Raw genomic sequence first — 18227 nt, forward strand, 5'->3', positions numbered from 1 at the left:
ATTTTGTAATTCAACAAAACTAAAATCAAACAGGATGAAAATTTTATTACGAGTATCGGCAATACTTTGGATTATTTGGGGGTTAGTTCACATTTTAGCAGGAGTTTTAACAATGAAAGGTATTTTAACAGGTGATATTTCGTCTTCGGTATCAGGAATTGCAGACGCTATTGATCCAAACCTTCTGCAAATGAATTACACAGAAGCATCAGGTGCTATTATCGGTCAGCATGGGTTTAACTTATTCTGGATTGGAATTGTAACCTTTATCTCAGCATTTTATATTTGGAAAGGAAATAAAAACGCTATTTTTCTTGCTGCGATTACCGGTGGTTTGGCTGATTTAGGTTATTTTTTATTTATGGATTTAGGAGGCTTTGTAAATTTTATACCAGGGACGTTAATGACCATTTTTTCTTCACTAGCAATAATCTTAAGTTACTACGTATATTTTAAAACGCTAAAAAAGAATCGTATTCCTTAAATATCAATATATTTTAAAGAAGAATAAATTAAAGAATACTACGAATCGTTTATACTGTTATTATCATAAGTGGATAAACATATTTTTTAATATTTTCCAGAAAAAAGCCTAGCTATATAAGAAACAAGGTAACATTTTTTATTTTTAAGGTACTTATAGTAAAGACTATAAAAACACCCAAAAAAGTAAAATGGAAGCTTTAGGACACTTTATATTCATGATTTTAAAAATCGGAATTCTAGCATCGATTTATTCTTGGATTTTGATTATGATCATAACGGTAATTTCTTATTTTAGAAAAGGTAATTCTCTTCACAAAGTAGTACATAATAAAAAGTCAAATTGGTTTATATTTGGGTTTATAATTTCTGTTTTACTATTCATTTATTCTTTCACCTATTGGGGAAATCATGGCTTGGGTGATGGCCCTAGAATTCCTATTGGTTATTGGAACACAATAGAGAACACTAATTGGGAGTTTTCTGATTTAAAAGGATACCAGAATAAAGACGGACATCAAATTAGTATTTCAAGATTTATCACGAGAGATGAATTTTTCTGCGGAGAATTTGATCAAAATCACTTTTTTTATGATTATGAAAATGATTTTTTTGTCTTAAACATGAAGTCGGATCAAATCATTGAATTCAGCAATAAAGAAGAATATAATGAATATGCGCTTTCAAACAACTTGCCCAAATCATCAAGTTTAATGACCTTTGACCAAAATTACAGAAACTATTTTGGCGGATGGAGATTTTGGTTACTTCCTTAAAAAGTATAATTCATACCTCATTATTTAACACTATCGATAAAACTTTAAATATTGTTCGATTTTCAAGATTTGTAGTATACAAAGAAATAAGATCGAGTGAAATAGTAATTTCTTATGAGAAATTGAAATACCAAGGAAAATAAACAGTTTCTCCTCTCCTAGCCAATGCTAAAAAATTTATACAATCTTATCACTTTAGATAAAATAAAAAATTCATATTTTGATAAGATAATTCTCTATCAAAAAGAAAGACATGCAACCTAATCCTCAACTTAAAAGTTTTATAAAACCTTACGATCCAAAAATCCAAAAGTTGACATTGGATTTACGAAACTTTACAACGGAATTAGTTCCTCAGGCTAATGAGTTGATTTGGGATAATTATAATGCTGTAGCTCTTGCTTATTCTAAATCAGAAAAATTGAAAGACGCATTCTGTCATATAGCTGTGTATTCTAAACATGTGAATTTTGGGTTTAGTCGTGGAGCAGAATTATCCAAAACAACTATTAAACTAGATGGGAAAGGAAAATTGATACGTCATATTTCGGTGAAAGATTTTCAATCTTTCCCTAAAGAGGAAATAAAAGAACTGATCTGGGAAGCAGTAGGTATATTAGAAAAAATAAATGGTGAATTAATATTAGAAAACAATAATCCCAAAAGCATTGTAATGTCTATTTCTGAAAAGAAAATAAGACCGAACAAAACATAAACAATTAAAACCAATCCATAAAAGCTTAACTTGGTTACAAGAATATTTATATTGAAAACTATATGAAATCTTATTCTGGCGAACAGACGATAAAACAACTCGAAAAAAGAAAAGGCGGATATTTCTACTTAAAAATTGATTCTGAAATCATTAATCAATTTAGTAGAAAAAGGGCGACCAGAATGATTTGTACTATAGACAATATAGTTTCTTATCGCTGTGGTTTAAATCACCTAGGAGATGGAAATTTTTATATCATAGTTGCAGGAAAACATTTGGAAAAACTAGATAAAGAACTTAATGATAAAGTAGCATATAAAATTGAAGAAGACCCTGATCAACTAGGTGTTGAAATTCCTGAAGTTCTTTCTGTTTTGCTAGAACAAGATTCCGAAGCCAAAGAAATATTCGATAAAATAACCGACGGAAAAAAAAGAAGTTTGATTTATAGTATTGTAAAAATCAAGAATATGGATAGGCAAATAAAAATAATTACAGAATTCTTAGCAAGGGAAAAGGCTAAGCTAGCAAAGTAAAATACTATATTTGAAAGCATTTTTAGAAACCCTCCAACCTGTTTTTATTCCGAACTCTTTCCTAATTGGTTTTATTCATAAAACAACAAATCTTATACCTACTCGTTTTAAGTTTAAAACCAACATATGAGTGCGATACATAATGCTATTAGAGTTTTAGCTTTTCTTTTTTGCAATGCCATCTTAGTAGCACAAACAGTTAATTATACAAGTTCTCAAAACATCATTGCTAATCCAGAAAGAGGATTACAAAAGTATTCTATAACGTCTAATAATTATGCTACCACTGTCGGAGCGAATAATTTATCCGTATCGACACTAGAGAGTTGGAAGAATGGCACTGATAAAGTAACGGTAGTTTTTAGGTATTTCCTATTAGATGCATTTCTAGATTCAAATATTAATAACACCTACCTAGATAACATTAGAAATGACTTTGATAATATTAGATTGGCAGGTTTAAAAACAATTGTTAGGTTTTCTTACTCTAATAGTCAAGGAACCGAGCCTCAGCAACCAACTAAAGTGCAAATTCTAACGCATATCACTCAAATTGCTCAAATATTAGATGAGAACAAAGACATTATATTATCTCATCAAGCTGGATTTATTGGCACTTGGGGCGAATGGTACTACACCAACTCTGATGAGTTTGGTACAGAAGGCGCTATATCTGCAGCACAATGGAATAATAGAAAAGAGATTGTAGATGCAATGCTTTCTGCCACTCCTTCAAATATCCCTTTGCAAGTACGATATGCTAATATCAAAAAAACTATGTATGGCAATACACTATTAACAGAGCAAACTGCTTACGAAAATACAGCAAATGCCAGAATTGGTTTTTTTAATGATGCTTTCCTAAATGATTATGGAGATCAGGGAACCTATTCCGTTTCTAATCAATGTGCAACACCTGTAGGAACATCTGATTACAATTTTATTGCCAACGAAACAAAATATCTTCCAATGACAGGTGAAACTAATGGTCTTAATGGATGTGATAGCGGATTTAGAACCTCAGGAACGAATGCCATTGATGAAATGAATTTAACAAATTGGACGACCATTAATAGAGATTTCTATACTCCTTTTTGGGATGGAGTTATTGCTTCTAATACTTACGAAGAAATTGTACGAAGATTGGGATATAGATACACGCTCTTATCATCTACCGTAACCGTAAATAATCTTGACTTCGACTTGGCACTAGAGATTCAGAATGTTGGTTTTGCAAGAATTTTTAAAGAACGTGATGTATATCTTATGATCCAAAATACCGAAACAAATGACATTATTACCTCACTGATTGATACGGATATAAGAACTTGGGAAAATACAACAACCATAAATCAAAACTTCGATATTGGCATTTCTGGAACGTATAAATTATATCTATGGATTCCTGATAATGATACATCACTACAAACAAATCCTGATTACAGCGTTCAACTAGCAAATGTAGGCACTTGGGATTCACAAACAGGATATAATGATTTGTTACAAACAGTAACCTTAGAGCCTAGTCTTTCTGTGGATGATATTGAATTAGAGAACAATAGACTTTCTATTTACCCGAACCCTGCTTCTAGTGATGTAACGATTAAAGTTCATGAATCTATAAAAGAAGATATTCAAATATACAATAGCTTAGGACAACTAATCATGAAAATACATCCTCTAAAAATTCAAAAAATTGATGTCTCTCATTTAGATAGTGGAATCTACTTCTTTAAAATTGGCAATTCTAAAGTAGCGCAATGTAAGTTGATCAAAAAATAACTTCCCTACGCTACCAATCAATTGATTTTTTTTGGTAGAATCATAACATAAAAGGAACAAAAGTTTATTGTCATTGGCAACTAAACTAACTGGACTAGTACTAATTGTAAGCAAAATGACTTTTAGAACAGGTAGTTTATTAGATGTAATACTTACATAGGTAAATCTTATCAGCTGCGAATCGCTATCTAACTCACAATTTGTATATTGCATGTTAGTCCTGGAATATAACTACAACTGATAAGAAATATTATTGAGAACTATGAAAACCTCTTTGATACAAAAAACACTAATTCTACTCTTTGTATTACTCTCCTTCGATTCGTTTGCTTGCGACTGCGACTGCCAAGGAGACTGTTCTTTTAGCGCAATATCCAATCAAAGCGGGTTTGTGGCCTTAGTAAAAGTGATCGAATACACGGATTTTTTAGATCATAAAATTCTTGGATATGATAAAGACATGCCTTTTTCGATGACCGTTGAGATCATCAAAAAATATAAAGGTGTAGAATCAAAAAAGAGAATTAAAATATGGGGAGACAATGGAATGCTATGCAGACCCTATATTTCAAATTTTGAGGTTGGAAAATATTACTTAATTGCACCAAGAAAAATATTGAGTGACTCAGATGAAGGCAATAAAGGTGATTATGACTTTTTTGCCTGTACAACGGATTATTTGAATGTTGACTTTTATAAAGGAATTGCTTTCGGAGAGTATTCAACAAAACAAAAAGAAGTATCACTTAGTGAATTTGAAAGTGCTCTCAATAAGTAATGATCTACTATTTACAAATTTCTACTATTATTTTTAGGTTTCATAATTCAAAATAATACCATTATTTTTTACGAGATCATTATTAGCATATTCCTATTTTTGGAGTCTTATATTAATCTTATAAAAATACGAAACAGTAAAAATGGCTTTAATTAAATGTAAAGAGTGCGGTCACAAAGTAAGTGATACAGCGAAAACTTGCGTTAACTGTGGATACGATCTAAAAAAAGATAAATCCTCTTTATTAGGAGATACCTATAATGTCGTTGATGGTGTTGGTCAAACAGCTGGTTGCCTAAGTTCTGGTTGTGTAGTTACGCTTATTGTTACCGTTTCTGCAATATCCTCTGTAAGTTTTATCCTATCTTTATTGATAAATATTTAGTCGTTGTCTGTTTACAGAAATCTTGATATACTTTTAAACCAACTTAGTCTTCATGCGGTATCATAAAGAAAACTGGTGAAACGAAGTAACATTTTGTCATACTAGAATACTAATAAAAACAATGATTGCATTATATTGCTTAAGTTCGTAGAAAGGATCAAGCTTTTTAATCATTAGTTGTTGTTGTTTTAAAACCATTAAAAATTGGGGCTTTTTAACAAAAAAAGAGAGAAATTGATAACAAGTGACTCCATGGGCAAATACCTTTTATATGCCTTTGGTGAAATTCTAATTGTAATTATAGGAATTTTTATTGCGATACAGTTAAACAACTGGAATGAAAAGCTAAAAACGGATAAAGCTATTGAGAATATCTTTATTGAAATTGAAACTAACCTTGAAAATAATCGGAGAAATTTAAAGCCAAAATTAGTATGGTATAAAGAAAGGGATTCTCTTATTACACTAGTAAAAGAGCAAAAATTAACTACTGAAGACTATAAAAATAATAAACAACTACTTACACTCATAAATTTTTATAGTACGGTTAGAATTGAGAAAAGTGGCTATTTAAAACTAAAAAACTATTTAGGTCAAACCGATTCTAAATATGACTCCATTCTTCCTAAACTAAGTTTGCTCTATGATCAAATATTACCAGTTAATGAAAGGTATGAATTAGTGATGGAAAACTTCAATCACAGAATGCACGAAAGATGGGCGCAAAATTATGAATGGTTTTCAGAACCAAGAGATCTGGCTCATCCGGAAGAGAGAATTCAACATTTTCTTACCAGTTCAGCATATCAAAACGATGTTAGACTATACTCGATGTATAGTAAGGACAATTATGCTGCCACTCTTACATATATTGATGTAATCTCCAAATCCATATTGGAAGATTTAGACAACCTTGAAAAATAAGAATGAGAAACGTTTTCAATAAACAACAGACAAAAGAAAAGAAAGAGTCTAATTTCTTTATCTATGCAATACGAGAAATTATCCTGGTGGTTCTAGGAATATTGATCGCTGTTTCCATTAATAACTGGAATGAAAATCGAAAACAAAATAATGAGTTGAATCAATTACTGCTAAAAGTAAAAGAAGATCTCAAAAATGATGTAAGTAAAATCGACAACATCTTTGACCATTATGAAAATATTAAACCTGTTTTCGAAAAAGTTCTAAAATCAGAATATACACAAGAAGATTATATTAAAAATCCCAACATAGCATTTCTAATTTTTGGTTATCCCGAACTAGCCATTAACCAAAGAGGTATTTCGCAATTAGAAAATTTTAGAGGTGAGATAAGTCAGGAAAAAGAAGAACTTGTGCAAAAATTAATTCTGTTTTACAAAGAACAACTATGGGAAATACAAGTAGATGATGAATTGCGTTCCAAAGATTATAAAGACAATTTTAATTATTGGAAAAATAACACAGAATGGTGGTTGGATTATGTACAATTAAAAATAAACAATGAATTTATTGAGTATGCTATAAATAGTAAAGACTATAAAAACCGTGTCGCTACAGCAGATTTTTTTGCCTATAAAGTATACCTACCTGAGTTAGAAAAATTTAAAAAGAGAGGATTAGAACTCATCAATGAAATTGAAGTAATTAAATAGTAAAAGAATTCAAATTGAACTTAAACAATAAGAAATTTATAACAGCTGAAAACAAAAATGGATTATCATCCGGAGAAACCGTTTTTTATTATTCTCAAAAGGGAACTACAATAACAGGAACCTATTCGGGTGGAGCCATAAAAGAAGGTGTTATTATCGGCAAGCAGATTGATGATTCTAAAATTGAACTTTTATATCAATGTCTCACTATCGAAGGAGAACTAAAAGCTGGAGAATCAAAAGGTATTATTTCTGAAACACAAAACGGAAAACTGAAATTAAATTTTGATTGGAATTGGTTGAACGGAAATCTGTCTGGTGGTAAATCTGAATATATAGAAATTGAATAAAACTTTTCAATTTGCCAATTAGCTTTATTTGCATCACACAATCTATTATTGCAACGTCATAAAACACAAATAGTCTTTCATTTAAGTATTTAGCAACCTATACCTTAAATGAAACAAAACCAACTCTTAATTGTTGTAATATGCGTATTATCATTTACAAATTTTAACGCGCAAACTCTTTCTAAAAACAATTCATTCGACTTCTCTATTGGTTATAATGTTGGTGCATTAAAAAACTTGGAAATAGCACCTGTTTCCAGATATGATTATAACAGCGCTATCTATAAATTTAAGTATCAACGAATCACCAAAAAAGAAAAAATATTTGAAGTTCAATTAGATTATCTACAATCCGAACTGGAGAACAATGTAAACTCTCTTTTAAATTTTGAATACACCAAAATAGGTATAAGCGTTGCTTCATTTAAAAAAATCTACAATAAAAATAGACTCCTAATTCATGTAGGGTTGGAATCATATAGTGATCTTTCTTTATATGACATCAATCCTAATAATCAATTTGTATTTGATCAAACACTAGGATTATCAAGTAGATTTTCCTATCAAATTAATCAAAAACAACATCTATTTTCTAAACTAACGCTCCCTATTCTATTACTTAGAATTACGAATTCAAACGCTAATGTATATTCATTAAATCGTTTTCAAAGTATCTTATGGAAAATAGGATACTCCTACTCTTTTTCTGAACAACTAAGTGGACAACTAAGCTATGACTTTAATTATGATAGATTACAAATCTCCAATGCTTTTAGGGAACTTCAATATCAGGTAAACTTCGGTATTAATTATAAATTCTAATTACACTATGAAACGAATATGTGTTATTTCTTTTCTGTTCATTTTGATGTTATTCTCCTGTACCAAAACTCTCATCGGTGATGAAGGAAAACAAGATGAAGACATTTATCTAAACTATCAAACCAAAACAGATTTAGAATTACCTTTTGATGAAGAATGGTACGTTTTCGTTGGTGGTAGAACCCACCAAGATGGAGGACATCACTTTATCACTCGAGGAACAGGTCAGAGATATGCGTATGACCTAGCTATTGTGATTGATGGCAGCAGTTTTTCCGGTGATAGTAGTAAAAACGAAAATCATTACTGCTTTGGAAAACGTTTAAATGCTCCTGCAAATGGTAAAATCATTGCAATGGAAAATAATATTGATGATAATTACTTATCGGGGATCGTAAATGATAATATCAATGATAGTAATCTTGCAGGTAATTATATATTAATAGATCATTTTAATGGCGAATACTCATTATTAGCACATTTAAAAAAAGGGTCAGTTTTAGTAAATCTAGGAGACATCGTTGCAAAAGGACAAGAAATAGGCCAAGCAGGAAACAGCGGAAACTCAACTGGTCCACACTTACACTACCACTTACAAAACAGCCCAAATTATCTGAACGGAATTGGGTTGCCAGCTCAATTCCGAAATTATTATGAAGATGATACATTAGTGGATCTCGGAGAACCTGTAAAAAGTCAATTTATTAGAAAAAATTAAATCCCATCTTAGAAAACAATAAAGTATAAAAAACGGTTTGGGTTCATTCTCAAACCGTTTTTTGCTTAATTTAGTAACCATTCATCAATTAAAATCATATTCAATCATGACTCGGCTTATTCTAAAAAAACTAATTTTTATTTATTCATGTTTACTTGTTACCCAAGAAATGAGAGCTCAAGAAAATTTTTGTGATTATTACGGTCTTGAAAAACCAAGTACAACTCCTAAAGATTTCAACCCTGAAATATTAGACCTAAAGGGAAGTTTTAAATTTAATGTTGAGATTAAAAAGTGTGATGAAATCTACTTCACGACTATTACATCCAACGAGAACATTTTTTTTTCAAAAAAGAAGGATGATACGTGGAGTACACCCAAAATCGCTTCCTTTTCTGACCCTAACTATAATGATGCTGACCCATTCCTAACGAAAGATGGTAATAGAATCTATTTTATTTCTAAAAGACCAACCAGTGCTAATGATAAAAATTTAGATTTCAATATATGGTATGCTGATCATAAAAATGGAGAATGGATGAAACCAAAACCATTACCAAAACCAATTAATACTGATGAGTTCGATGAATATTTCTTTTCTATTTCCAATAAAGGAAATGCATTCTTCTCTTCGAATAGAAATGGCGGTCAAGGCTCTTTTGATATCTACACCACTAAAGTACTAGCTAATAATCAGTTCTCAGAACCAAAAAACATAGGAAAACCAGTAAGCACAGAGCAATATGAATTTGATCCTTATATTTCGCCCGATGAACGTTTTATAATTTTTTCTATCAATCAGAATGGCAATAGTAGTTTATATGTAAGTTTTAAAAATCAATCCAATAACTGGACGACACCACAAAATTTAGGAGATAAAATTAATATTACTAATCAAGATTTTGCGCCTTCTCTTTCACCAGACGGAAAATTTATATTTTTCTCTAATAATGGAAAATTAAGATGGGTATCTACAGAGTTATTAAAAACCCCTTAAACCAAAACCACACGCATCATAAATAGGTGCATTCTTCTGATAAGGATATCCAAGACAATTTTCACAAATGTATTTTGAACATCCAGTACATTTTCGACCTATTATCAATGAAGTGGTTTAAACTTTTTTGATTTAAGTGAAAAATAGCAGTTTTGTGATCAGATGAAGTAATTTTTTAGTTGCATAGCAGCGCTACGGAAGTCAAAAATTGTGAAATATGGGTGCAAAAAAGCATTTTTTTTAGCAAATTGAAAAAAGTTTAAACCACTTCAATAAAAAAAACCTTTAGCTGTAAGTAAACGCTATGGAAAAACTAAAAAACTGTATTGCAAGCCAAGTATCTATAAAAAACGAATCCCTAGATCATATTCTTTCTTTTTTTGAGCCCTTGGAAATCGATAAAGGAGAATTCTTTCTCCAAGCTGGAAAAATTTGTAGAAAAATGGCTTTTATAGTATCTGGATACATGAGGTTGTATAATATCGTGGATGGAAAAGAAATAACCTTATGGATAGGCAGTGAAGGAAGATTTATAACCTCTCTTAGTAGTTTTATTTTTGAGACTAATAACAGTTGGAATATACAAGCCATTACAGACTGTAGCCTTTACACAATTACGAGAGAGAACCATTTTAGACTAAACAAAACCTATCCAGAGTGGTTAGAGTTTGATAATATTTTATTGGCTAATTCTTTTGCCTTATTAGAAAATAAGATGTTTTTTCAATTGCATACTACGGCAAAGCAACGGTATGATAAATTAATAAACGAAGAACCCGAACTTTTTAAGTATGTTCCTTTGCAGTATATAGCTTCTATGCTAGGAATTGCTCCCGAATCATTAAGTAGATTAAGGAAAATACATTAATTAACATTTGTCAAGAGAGATTATGTGCGGTTTGTAGAAATTTGTTTTAAAAATCTAAACAAATGAATCCACTACAAAAATCACTTCAATTAAACGCCTTATTTTCCAGCACATCAGGTATTCTAATGGTATTTCTAAATCAACAAATAGCAACGCTTTTTGGAATTAATAATAATACTCCCTTTTGGGTCATTGGACTATTACTACTATACTTCGCTATGACAATATGGTTAGAAATAAAAAAACAACGAACACCAGCCGTTGTTTGGATTATTATTCAAGATTTCATCTGGGTAATAGGAAGCATCTTACTTATAATATTTAAACCTTTTGGGATTACCGAAACTGGAAATATCATTATCGGAATTATAGCATTTTTTGTTTTATGTATGGGAATAAATCAAATCCTTGGTTTACGCAAAACTTATAAATCAATACCTCATGTGTAAGAAGCTATTGTACGTATAGTTAGTAATACACTATCCAAATTTGTTAAAAACAGAAACTCCAATCAAATATCTAAAAACTTCAAAGTGGTTTTTCCGATGAATTCGTTACTTTTAAAGTCGAACATCTTTTATAACCTTAAATACCACCACCTTGAAGCGTAAAAAATTCTGGAAACGAATTTTATTAATAGTAATCTTAGCCCCAATTTTAGTAGTCGGAGGCCTGATGCTATATATCCAAAGTAACCAATCCGAAATCATTCAAGGAGAAATTGAAAAACTAAACAAAGAACATAAAGGTTTGGTTAGTATTGGAGAAAGTGAACTCTCTCTTTTTAGTAATTTCCCATACGTTTCTATAAAAGTGTATGATGTCAAAATTTTTGAAACCAAAGAAGATAATGCTCCCGTTATTATGGATGTAAAAGATATCTATGTAGGTTTCAATCTATGGGATATCGTAAAGGGAAATTATGACATACAATCACTAGTCGTAGAAGAAGGTGTTTTTAATATTGTCATTCATGAAAACAATACCACGAATATTCAAAACTCATTAGCAAGCACATCAGAATCGGAGTCCTCCTCTACTAATATTCATCTTAAAAAGATCCGATTTAAAAATTTGGATGTACACACCTTAGACGAAGCTACAAATTCGGATGTAGAAAAATTCATATATGCTGGTAACGGTGGATTTAGTCAGAAAGACAGTATGATCTCTGGGCACGTAGATACTCATTTCGAGTTAAATGTCATTAAAGATGGAGATACCACCTTTATTCATAATAAACATTTCGAAGTACATACGGATCTAGTATTTAATGAAAGGACGGGAATTCTCGATATCGCTCCTTCTGGAATTGTAATGGAAAATGGAGATTTCGAATTAGAAGGATCTATAGATACAAAGAATGATGTAGATCTAGATCTTTCTATCAACGGAACAAAACCTAATTTTGACATGCTGATTGCTTTTGCTCCTACAGATGTTATTCCTGTTTTAGAGAAATATAGAAATGCAGGTGAAATTTATTTTAATGCTAAAATTGAAGGTCCTGCTAACAAAGGAAATAGACCCTTTATAAAAGCTAATTTTGGTGCTGGTAAAGCGTATTTAGAAAATACCAAGAGAGCAAAAAAGATAGATAATATGGGATTCAATGGCTATTTTACCAATGGTAGTAATAGAGATGCCAGCACCATGGAATTTTCGCTAACAGATATGACTGCTTCTTTAGAAAAAGGAGAATTTAAAGGATCGCTTTTTGTGAAAAATTTTGAATCTCCAGAGGTTGATATGCAAGTAAACTCCAATTTCAATCTTAATTTTATTACAGAGTTTTTTGAGCTGGAGCAAGTACAAAATACTTCTGGCGAAGTGTCCTTAAAAATGAACTTTCATGATATTATTGATATCGATAATCCTGAAAAGGCTCTACAAAAATTAAATCAAGCATATTTTGCAGAACTAAATATAAAAGATCTTAGTTTAGAAGCTAAAGAACTTCCTGCTCCATTACATGACCTCAACGTTCAATTAGTCATGAACGGTAAAGAAGCAAACCTAAACCAGTTTGAATTATTAATCGGAGAATCTGATTTGTCTATTAGTGGATTTCTTTCAGACTTACCTGCTATGGTACATCATACAGATATTCCTGTAGATGTTCATTTAGATATTAGTTCTAAAAACTTAGATATCGCCCAGCTAACACGTTTTTCTAATCAAGATTCTATCAAAACTGGTTTCGATGAACAAATAAAAAAGCTAAGTATGGGGTTTTCTTTTAAAGCTTCTGCTAAAGACTTTACGGAGTCTAAATATTTACCAAAAGGAGAATTTTTTATCGATAGTTTGTATGCCGATTTAAAACATTATCCACATAAACTACATGATTTCCATGCGGATGTACTTATCGATGATAAAGATCTAAAAATTGTAGATTTTACTGGATATATAGATGATAGCGATTTTCATCTTGATGGGCTGGTACACGAATATGCTTTTTGGATGCAACCCGAACTGAATGGCGATGTTGATTTAGATATCAATCTAACTTCTAAAAAGTTAAAACTCGAAGATATTTTTTCTTATAAAGGAGAAAATTATGTGCCAGAAGAATATCGACATGAAGAATTTGAAGATTTGGCTTTGCATTTTGCCTCCAGTATGCATTACAAAGACTCTGCATTACACTCTATCGATCTTACGTTAGACAAATTGGATACAAAAATGAAACTGCATCCTCTTCGCTTTGACAATTTTAGAGGAAATATTCATTACGAAGATGAACACGTCGTGATAAAAGATTTTCATGGAGAAATAGGAACAACTAATTTTAATTTTGATCTTAACTATTACATCGGAGAAGATCAGAAAATAAAGAAAAGGGATAATTATCTTGCCGTAAAAGCTAATTATATAGACTTTGATGCCCTCTTCAAATTCGATGTTTCATCATCAAAACCAACGGAAGTAGCCGCTTCTAAAACAGCAGATGTAAAAGAACATGCAGAAGCTTTTAACTTATACGAATTGCCTTTTACAGATATGCAATTCAAAGCTGATATAGCACACTTTATTTATCATAGAATAGATCTGCAAAACATCAAAGCGGATATAAGGATAACACCTAATCACTATATTTATGTGGATACTTTGCATATGAATGCTGCTGGAGGAAATATTCGATTAAGTGGATATTTTAATGGTAGTGATCCTAAACATATTTATATGCGTCCGGATTTGGTAATGAATAATGTAGATCTGGATAAACTGTTGTTCAAGTTTGAGAACTTTGGGCAAGATCATCTTGTTTCAGAAAATTTACAAGGAAAACTTACCTCCAGAATTAAAGGAAAGATTAGAGTATATCCTGATATGGTACCGGATCTTGATCAATCCACAGTAGAAATGGATGTAAAAGTATTGAATGGAAGGTTAAAAAATTATGATCCTATGTTGGCCCTTTCGGATTATATGGGAGATAAAAACCTTCAAAATATTCGATTTGATACTTTACAAAACAACTTGGATATTAATAAGGGAAAAATCAACATCCCTTCTATGACTATTGAATCTACATTAGGCCATATGGAGTTATCAGGTACGCATGATAGCAATCAAAATATTGATTACTTCTTACGAATACCTTGGAAAACTGTAAGAAAAGCTTCTTGGCAAAAACTATTTGGAAACAAAAAAGACTCTATAATCAGTCCAGAACAAGAAGATGAAATTGTAGAAGTAGATCCCAACAAAAAAACAAAATACCTCAACCTAAAGATTAAAGGTAGTGTAGATGACTACAAGATATCATTAGGAAAGAAAAAGGAATAAAACCATAGATAATGAGCTTTCTAAAGGCAGAATGGAGAAAACTTGCACTCGCCAATTATGTAATTGATAAAAATGTACTTGTTAAATACTTACCTGCTGGCACAGAATTAGACATATGGAATGGAAACTGCTATGTGAGTCTGGTTGGTTTCATGTTTGTAAACACGAAGCTATTAGGTATAAAAATCCCTTATCATGTAAATTTTGAAGAAGTAAATTTGAGGTTTTATGTAAAAAGATTTGAAAATGGTGAATGGAAAAGAGGTGTTGTATTTATTAAAGAAATTGTTCCTAAACGTGCATTAACCTTTGTTGCCAATACTGTTTATAACGAAAACTATGAAACGCTCCCAATGGAACATGTTTGGAGCACTGAAAATGATGAAAGAACAGTTCAGTACAAATGGAAAAGAAATAGTAAATGGAATTCTATAGAGATAAAAGCAAGTATCGATTCTTATCCTATCGAAGCTGATAGCGAAACAGAATTCATCACTGAGCATTATTGGGGTTATGCAAAGGTAAATGATCAGAAATCTAATGCATATGAAGTAACTCATCCTAAATGGCAAGTATATAAAGTACATACCTATGACATCGACGTTGATTTTGGTGCTGTATATGGTAAAGAATTTGAGTTTCTAAATTCTTTAACTCCAAATTCGGTAATGCTTGCAGAAGGATCCAAAATCACCGTAGAAAGTAAAAGAACGATTCGAAAAAACTAAATACCTATTTCCATACTAAGTTTAGTCTAAATAAATAACTCACGAAATAGTCAACATTAATGAAAAATAAAAAAGCACTTTTAATAATTGACATGCAAAAAGGTTCTTTTACTGAAGAAACTCCTCGATTTGATACAGACGGTGTTATAAAACGAATAAATCAATTAGCTGATGTATTTCGTAAAATCGGATTACCTGTAATCTATATTCAACATGATGGAACAGGAACTGGAGCTTTTGAAAAAAACACTTGGGAATGGGAATTATTAGAATCATTAGAGATAACGACAAGTGACATATTCATTAATAAGTATGCGAATGATGTTTTTTATAACTCTAAGCTTCAATCAAAACTACAATCCTTAGACGTGACCGATTTATTAGTAACAGGATGCGCAACTGATTTTTGTGTAGAATCTACGATTCAATCTGCATTAACAAAGGATTACCATATCACTGTTGTTTCCGATGGTCATACTACTGGTGAAAGACCACATTTAACTGCAGAAAAAGTAATTACACATTATAATTGGGTATGGCAAAATATGATCCCTACCAACGGTAGCATTACGGTAAATAGTTTCAAAAATATAATACAAGATTTAGAATTAGTATCATATTAGAAGTATGATCTTACCCTTTAGCAAAGGATAATTCTATCTTCAAAAAAACCAACCATTTTACATAAAAACACTATTTCTCAAAGTTATTCTCATTTCCTGAAAATAGAAAATTCATATACTAAGTAACATTTTGGATCATTAAGATACTTATACCTAAGTTTAGCTTATAAAACATGCTACAGTGGAGATCCCTAAATTCTTATTTCATTACTACGAACTCGATAATGGTCCTTTTCGAAATATCACTGAGTTTGGTTACGAAAAAGCAAAAGATATGCAAAACGAGATAACACATGGAGTGAATAGTAAAAGACCTAAAAACTATATAGATTTAAGGTTTTCGTTAGAAAATAGAATTAGAGAACAATTCATCCAAAAAGGAGGGAAACCAAATAGAAAAGATCCTTTTTACTTTACGTTAGGAGCGTGCGAGTTTGCAAAATCTTGGTATACAAATCCAGGAGTTATAAAAATTCTACTAACAGACTTTAGGGCTGAACATATAAGTTTCACATATCCAGATAGTATGGTGTCGTTTCAGTTTCATGACGAACCTAAACTAAAAACCTATCGAAAAGATAGCAACGGACAAGTATTCTTATTAGATGAAATACCAAGTCTTATAGACGAATATGGTTTACCATCTGAAGAAAAATCTAAAAATGACGAACGATTTAAATATGATAAATATATTGAATGTCAAGTTTGGGATGATCAAATAATCAAGAACTATAAATAGGAAATTAACATCTATAGGAAGTTCAAAATTTATTGTCGATATTGTAAAACCAAAAGCTATAATTGAATTTGTGACTAATGCTAAAGGATCCATCAATAAATGCATTTTAACGCAAGGTGAAGCTACCGAATGGATCAAGAAAAATTAAAACAACCTGCAGACTCTAAATAATTTGTTTGCCACACCTTTTAGAAATGACATTCTACCAGGAAAAAATAAACCATATCAAAGCTAGCTGCTATTCTAATGATCAGCAGATTCAAACGATTATAGAAACTCGTCAATTCATCGACACTAATTTTGAAAAAGATCTAAACTTAAATGTATTGTCGGACGTAAACTCTACTTCTAAATATCATTTACATAGACTTTTTAAACGATATTACGGACTTACTCCCAAACAATATCTAATTGATAAACGTATTGAGCAATCAAAGAAAAATTTAAAAAAAGGAATGTCGGTAACTGAAACTTGTTTTGCGGTTGGTTTCGAAAGTTTAGGCTCATTCAGTAAATTATTCAAGACTAAAACAGGAAAATCACCAAGCAAATTTCAAAAAGAGCAAGTTTCGAGAAGCGAATTAGACACAAACTTTTAACCTTTGACAAATAAATCAAATAATACAAACAATGAAAGTAACCCTAATTAGTATTCCTGTTAGAGATCAAGAAAAAGCGTTGAAATTTTATACCGAAAAACTAGGTTTTATCATAAAAAAAGATGCTCCATTAGGTGGCGGAAACAGATGGATCACACTCGTTTCTCCAGAATGGCAAGATGGACCAGAATTATTATTAGAACCTGCTCCGAATCACTTCGAACCTAGCAAAGTTTTTCAAGATGCATTAATGGAAGCTGGTATACCCTATACTCAATTTGATGTGGATAGTGTAGATGAAGAATATGACCGCCTCCTAAAACTTGATGTTGCCTTTAGCGTACAACCAACAGAAATGGGAACGGTAAAATTTGCAGTTTTCAATGATACTTGTGGTAACAATATTCAAATTGTAGAAACACTATAAATAGGAATCGTATTAATAAGAAGTCATTCTAGTAATCGATCATTAATCTCATTATACATGCAAAACTTTTTATTTAACCATATAGCACTGTCCGTAAAAGATGTTGACGAATCGGTTAAATTTTATCAAGAATTACTTGACCTTGAAGAAATTGAAAATACTGCCTCTAATTCCAAAACAAGATGGTTGTCCTTTGCCGAAGGGAAACAACTTCACTTGATTCCACGTCCAAATGCCGAAATCAAAACAAATAAAGCAGTTCATTTTGCTTTGTCTACAGCTAGTTTTGATGCGTTTATAGAACGTCTAAATGAGCTAAAAGTGGAATACTCTGATTGGAAGGATACTCCTAACAAGGATTACATAAGAAAAGACGGTATCAGACAAGTATATTTTCAGGATCCGAATGAATATTGGATAGAAGTAAACGATGATACTGCATGACGTTGGATATATTCCTAGGTCGTGTTTA

The 18227-nt window shown here is 31.2% G+C and carries 22 protein-coding genes; all 22 read left to right on the forward strand.

Annotation, left to right across the window (positions count from 1 at the left end; translation table 11 throughout):
• The first annotated feature begins 34 nt into the window (after window positions 1-34).
• Window positions 35-484 (forward strand): hypothetical protein, encoded by a 450-nt coding sequence (locus Q1B37_RS15295; protein WP_299899815.1) that lies wholly within the window; start codon window positions 35-37, stop codon window positions 482-484.
• A 190-nt stretch (window positions 485-674) separates the two neighbouring features.
• Complete coding sequence (locus tag Q1B37_RS15300; protein WP_299899816.1) at window positions 675-1259, forward strand: hypothetical protein; 585 nt, start codon at window positions 675-677, stop codon at window positions 1257-1259.
• 253 nt (window positions 1260-1512) lie between these two features.
• Window positions 1513-1974 carry a DUF1801 domain-containing protein gene (locus tag Q1B37_RS15305; RefSeq protein WP_299899817.1) on the forward strand — a complete coding sequence of 154 codons (462 nt, stop codon included), beginning with the start codon at window positions 1513-1515 and terminating at the stop codon, window positions 1972-1974.
• Between the two features lie 62 nt (window positions 1975-2036).
• Window positions 2037-2510, forward strand: a complete 474-nt coding sequence (locus Q1B37_RS15310; RefSeq protein WP_299899819.1) for a YdeI/OmpD-associated family protein — start codon at window positions 2037-2039, stop codon at window positions 2508-2510.
• Between the two features lie 126 nt (window positions 2511-2636).
• Window positions 2637-4292, forward strand: coding sequence for a DUF4832 domain-containing protein (locus Q1B37_RS15315; protein ID WP_299899821.1), 1656 nt, complete (start codon window positions 2637-2639; stop codon window positions 4290-4292).
• Window positions 4293-4554: 262 nt separating this feature from the next.
• Window positions 4555-5070, forward strand: coding sequence for a hypothetical protein (locus Q1B37_RS15320; RefSeq protein WP_299899822.1), 516 nt, complete (start codon window positions 4555-4557; stop codon window positions 5068-5070).
• A 142-nt stretch (window positions 5071-5212) separates the two neighbouring features.
• The gene (locus Q1B37_RS15325) at window positions 5213-5455 is read left to right on the forward strand and encodes a zinc ribbon domain-containing protein (RefSeq protein WP_299899824.1); all 243 of its coding nucleotides are present in this window, start codon (window positions 5213-5215) and stop codon (window positions 5453-5455) included.
• 252 nt (window positions 5456-5707) lie between these two features.
• Entirely contained in the window at window positions 5708-6379 is a 672-nt protein-coding gene (locus Q1B37_RS15330; RefSeq protein WP_299899826.1) for a DUF6090 family protein, read from the forward strand.
• 2 nt (window positions 6380-6381) lie between these two features.
• Entirely contained in the window at window positions 6382-7092 is a 711-nt protein-coding gene (locus Q1B37_RS15335) for a DUF6090 family protein (protein WP_299899828.1), read from the forward strand.
• 14 nt (window positions 7093-7106) lie between these two features.
• Complete coding sequence (locus tag Q1B37_RS15340) at window positions 7107-7442, forward strand: hypothetical protein (RefSeq protein WP_299899833.1); 336 nt, start codon at window positions 7107-7109, stop codon at window positions 7440-7442.
• Window positions 7443-7550: 108 nt separating this feature from the next.
• Window positions 7551-8264, forward strand: a complete 714-nt coding sequence (locus Q1B37_RS15345; RefSeq protein ID WP_299899835.1) for a hypothetical protein — start codon at window positions 7551-7553, stop codon at window positions 8262-8264.
• Window positions 8265-8271: 7 nt separating this feature from the next.
• Window positions 8272-8982, forward strand: coding sequence for a M23 family metallopeptidase (locus tag Q1B37_RS15350; protein ID WP_299899837.1), 711 nt, complete (start codon window positions 8272-8274; stop codon window positions 8980-8982).
• A gap of 169 nt (window positions 8983-9151) precedes the next feature.
• Complete coding sequence (locus Q1B37_RS15355) at window positions 9152-9979, forward strand: hypothetical protein (RefSeq protein ID WP_299899838.1); 828 nt, start codon at window positions 9152-9154, stop codon at window positions 9977-9979.
• Between the two features lie 304 nt (window positions 9980-10283).
• Window positions 10284-10847: a Crp/Fnr family transcriptional regulator gene (locus tag Q1B37_RS15360; RefSeq protein WP_299899840.1), complete on the forward strand. Its 564-nt coding sequence runs from the start codon at window positions 10284-10286 to the stop codon at window positions 10845-10847.
• A gap of 62 nt (window positions 10848-10909) precedes the next feature.
• Window positions 10910-11296 (forward strand): hypothetical protein, encoded by a 387-nt coding sequence (locus tag Q1B37_RS15365; protein WP_299899841.1) that lies wholly within the window; start codon window positions 10910-10912, stop codon window positions 11294-11296.
• Window positions 11297-11447: 151 nt separating this feature from the next.
• Window positions 11448-14639, forward strand: coding sequence for an AsmA-like C-terminal region-containing protein (locus Q1B37_RS15370; RefSeq protein WP_299899843.1), 3192 nt, complete (start codon window positions 11448-11450; stop codon window positions 14637-14639).
• A gap of 11 nt (window positions 14640-14650) precedes the next feature.
• Window positions 14651-15367, forward strand: coding sequence for a DUF2071 domain-containing protein (locus Q1B37_RS15375; RefSeq protein ID WP_299899845.1), 717 nt, complete (start codon window positions 14651-14653; stop codon window positions 15365-15367).
• A 59-nt stretch (window positions 15368-15426) separates the two neighbouring features.
• Window positions 15427-15990: an isochorismatase family protein gene (locus tag Q1B37_RS15380; protein WP_299899847.1), complete on the forward strand. Its 564-nt coding sequence runs from the start codon at window positions 15427-15429 to the stop codon at window positions 15988-15990.
• 181 nt (window positions 15991-16171) lie between these two features.
• Complete coding sequence (locus Q1B37_RS15385) at window positions 16172-16729, forward strand: hypothetical protein (RefSeq protein ID WP_299899849.1); 558 nt, start codon at window positions 16172-16174, stop codon at window positions 16727-16729.
• Window positions 16730-16923: 194 nt separating this feature from the next.
• Window positions 16924-17328, forward strand: a complete 405-nt coding sequence (locus tag Q1B37_RS15390) for an AraC family transcriptional regulator (protein ID WP_299899850.1) — start codon at window positions 16924-16926, stop codon at window positions 17326-17328.
• Window positions 17329-17359: 31 nt separating this feature from the next.
• Complete coding sequence (locus tag Q1B37_RS15395; RefSeq protein WP_299899851.1) at window positions 17360-17755, forward strand: VOC family protein; 396 nt, start codon at window positions 17360-17362, stop codon at window positions 17753-17755.
• A gap of 57 nt (window positions 17756-17812) precedes the next feature.
• The gene (locus Q1B37_RS15400; RefSeq protein ID WP_299899853.1) at window positions 17813-18199 is read left to right on the forward strand and encodes a VOC family protein; all 387 of its coding nucleotides are present in this window, start codon (window positions 17813-17815) and stop codon (window positions 18197-18199) included.
• Window positions 18200-18227 lie beyond the last annotated feature (28 nt).

Origin of the sequence: uncultured Aquimarina sp. (genome assembly GCF_947492965.1) — a bacterium.
GTDB lineage: Bacteria > Bacteroidota > Bacteroidia > Flavobacteriales > Flavobacteriaceae > Aquimarina.

What these genes read in the sequence shown, in the direction of transcription:
- Q1B37_RS15320 (WP_299899822.1), top strand. Translation starts at nt 4,555, where the DNA reads ATGAAAACCTCTTTGATACAAAAAACACTAATTCTACTCTTTGTATTA.
- Q1B37_RS15310 (WP_299899819.1), top strand. Translation starts at nt 2,037, where the DNA reads ATGAAATCTTATTCTGGCGAACAGACGATAAAACAACTCGAAAAAAGA.
- Q1B37_RS15305 (WP_299899817.1), top strand. Translation starts at nt 1,513, where the DNA reads ATGCAACCTAATCCTCAACTTAAAAGTTTTATAAAACCTTACGATCCA.
- Q1B37_RS15400 (WP_299899853.1), top strand. Translation starts at nt 17,813, where the DNA reads ATGCAAAACTTTTTATTTAACCATATAGCACTGTCCGTAAAAGATGTT.
- Q1B37_RS15355 (WP_299899838.1), top strand. Translation starts at nt 9,152, where the DNA reads ATGAGAGCTCAAGAAAATTTTTGTGATTATTACGGTCTTGAAAAACCA.
- Q1B37_RS15350 (WP_299899837.1), top strand. Translation starts at nt 8,272, where the DNA reads ATGAAACGAATATGTGTTATTTCTTTTCTGTTCATTTTGATGTTATTC.
- Q1B37_RS15345 (WP_299899835.1), top strand. Translation starts at nt 7,551, where the DNA reads ATGAAACAAAACCAACTCTTAATTGTTGTAATATGCGTATTATCATTT.
- Q1B37_RS15335 (WP_299899828.1), top strand. Translation starts at nt 6,382, where the DNA reads ATGAGAAACGTTTTCAATAAACAACAGACAAAAGAAAAGAAAGAGTCT.
- Q1B37_RS15380 (WP_299899847.1), top strand. Translation starts at nt 15,427, where the DNA reads ATGAAAAATAAAAAAGCACTTTTAATAATTGACATGCAAAAAGGTTCT.
- Q1B37_RS15375 (WP_299899845.1), top strand. Translation starts at nt 14,651, where the DNA reads ATGAGCTTTCTAAAGGCAGAATGGAGAAAACTTGCACTCGCCAATTAT.
- Q1B37_RS15295 (WP_299899815.1), top strand. Translation starts at nt 35, where the DNA reads ATGAAAATTTTATTACGAGTATCGGCAATACTTTGGATTATTTGGGGG.
- Q1B37_RS15330 (WP_299899826.1), top strand. Translation starts at nt 5,708, where the DNA reads ATGGGCAAATACCTTTTATATGCCTTTGGTGAAATTCTAATTGTAATT.
- Q1B37_RS15325 (WP_299899824.1), top strand. Translation starts at nt 5,213, where the DNA reads ATGGCTTTAATTAAATGTAAAGAGTGCGGTCACAAAGTAAGTGATACA.
- Q1B37_RS15315 (WP_299899821.1), top strand. Translation starts at nt 2,637, where the DNA reads ATGAGTGCGATACATAATGCTATTAGAGTTTTAGCTTTTCTTTTTTGC.
- Q1B37_RS15365 (WP_299899841.1), top strand. Translation starts at nt 10,910, where the DNA reads ATGAATCCACTACAAAAATCACTTCAATTAAACGCCTTATTTTCCAGC.
- Q1B37_RS15360 (WP_299899840.1), top strand. Translation starts at nt 10,284, where the DNA reads ATGGAAAAACTAAAAAACTGTATTGCAAGCCAAGTATCTATAAAAAAC.
- Q1B37_RS15390 (WP_299899850.1), top strand. Translation starts at nt 16,924, where the DNA reads ATGACATTCTACCAGGAAAAAATAAACCATATCAAAGCTAGCTGCTAT.
- Q1B37_RS15300 (WP_299899816.1), top strand. Translation starts at nt 675, where the DNA reads ATGGAAGCTTTAGGACACTTTATATTCATGATTTTAAAAATCGGAATT.
- Q1B37_RS15395 (WP_299899851.1), top strand. Translation starts at nt 17,360, where the DNA reads ATGAAAGTAACCCTAATTAGTATTCCTGTTAGAGATCAAGAAAAAGCG.